This is a genomic window from Sciscionella sediminilitoris, assembly GCF_000737195.2.
GTDB lineage: Bacteria > Actinomycetota > Actinomycetes > Mycobacteriales > Pseudonocardiaceae > Sciscionella > Sciscionella sediminilitoris.
Map to the genome: position 1 here is coordinate 1 of NZ_JALM01000124.1, position 1058 is coordinate 1058.

Consider the following 1058-nt stretch of genomic DNA (forward strand, 5'->3'; position numbering starts at 1 on the left):
ATCTATAGCTGGCGTCGGCAGGACCGCATCGATCGCGGCCTCGAACCGGGATTGACCAGCGCCGAGAAGACCGAGTTGGCTGCGGCGAAACGGCGGATCGTGCAGCTGGAGACTGAGCTGCGCGCCACCCAGCGTGCGATCGAGCTCACCCGAGAGGTGGTGCCCCCAAAAGACGGTTCGAAGCGGTCCAGGTGATGGCCGCCGAGCAGATCCCGGTCGAGGTGGCTTGCCGCGTGCTGGCCGTGTCAGTGTCGGGCTATTACGCCTGGCTGAGTCGGCGCCCGCCGGCCCAGGCGATCCGGCGAGCATGGCTGACCGATGTGATCACCGAAGTCCACCAGCAGTCGCGTGGAACCTACGGCTCTCGTCGCGTCCATGCCGAACTCCGTCTCGGCCGGGGGATCGTCGTCGGCCATGGGGCGGTCGAGATGCTCATGCGCCGCGCGGGACTGGCCGGTGTGTCCGGTCGTCGAGGGTGGCGCCGAGCCAAGCCTGACCAGATCGCCGCGGATCTGGTTGATCGCGACTTCGCCCGCGCGAGGCCAAATCAACTATGGGTCACCGACATCACCGAACATTCTACGAGGGAAGGGAAAGTGTTCTGCGCGGTCGTACTCGACGTGTTCTCACGTCGTGTCGTCGGCTGGTCCATCGATGCCTCGCCCACCGCAGCCCTGGTGACCAACGCGCTGGGAATGGCCATCGACAGTCGTCACCCGGCAGGCGGGATCATTCATTCCGACCACGGTGTCCAGTTCGCTTCATGGGCTTTCACCAAGCGCGCCAGGGACTCCGGGCTTGTGCCCTCGATGGGCAGCATCGGCGACTGCTACGACAACGCGATGATCGAATCCTTCTGGTCACGGATGCAAGTCGAGCTTCTTGACCGGCAACGGTGGCATACCCGCATCGAGCTCGCCAACGCGATCTTCGACTACCTCGAAATCTGGCACAACCGCCAACGCCGCCACAGCAGCATCGACATGCTCACCCCGATAGAATACGAAAACAAGTTCACCGTGGCATGAAATCCAGAAACCCGACTCCACGAACCCCGG

The 1058-nt window shown here is 63.8% G+C and carries 1 protein-coding gene and 1 pseudogene; both read left to right on the forward strand.

Annotated features, from left to right (window positions below; genetic code table 11):
• Window positions 1-195 (forward strand): annotated as a pseudogene (locus tag AD72_RS37335) (hypothetical protein); the annotation flags it as partial.
• Window positions 195-1028 carry an IS3 family transposase gene (locus AD72_RS32495; RefSeq protein WP_031470472.1) on the forward strand — a complete coding sequence of 278 codons (834 nt, stop codon included), beginning with the start codon at window positions 195-197 and terminating at the stop codon, window positions 1026-1028. The pseudogene AD72_RS37335 and the gene AD72_RS32495, both read left to right, overlap by 1 nt.
• Window positions 1029-1058: the final 30 nt, after the last annotated feature.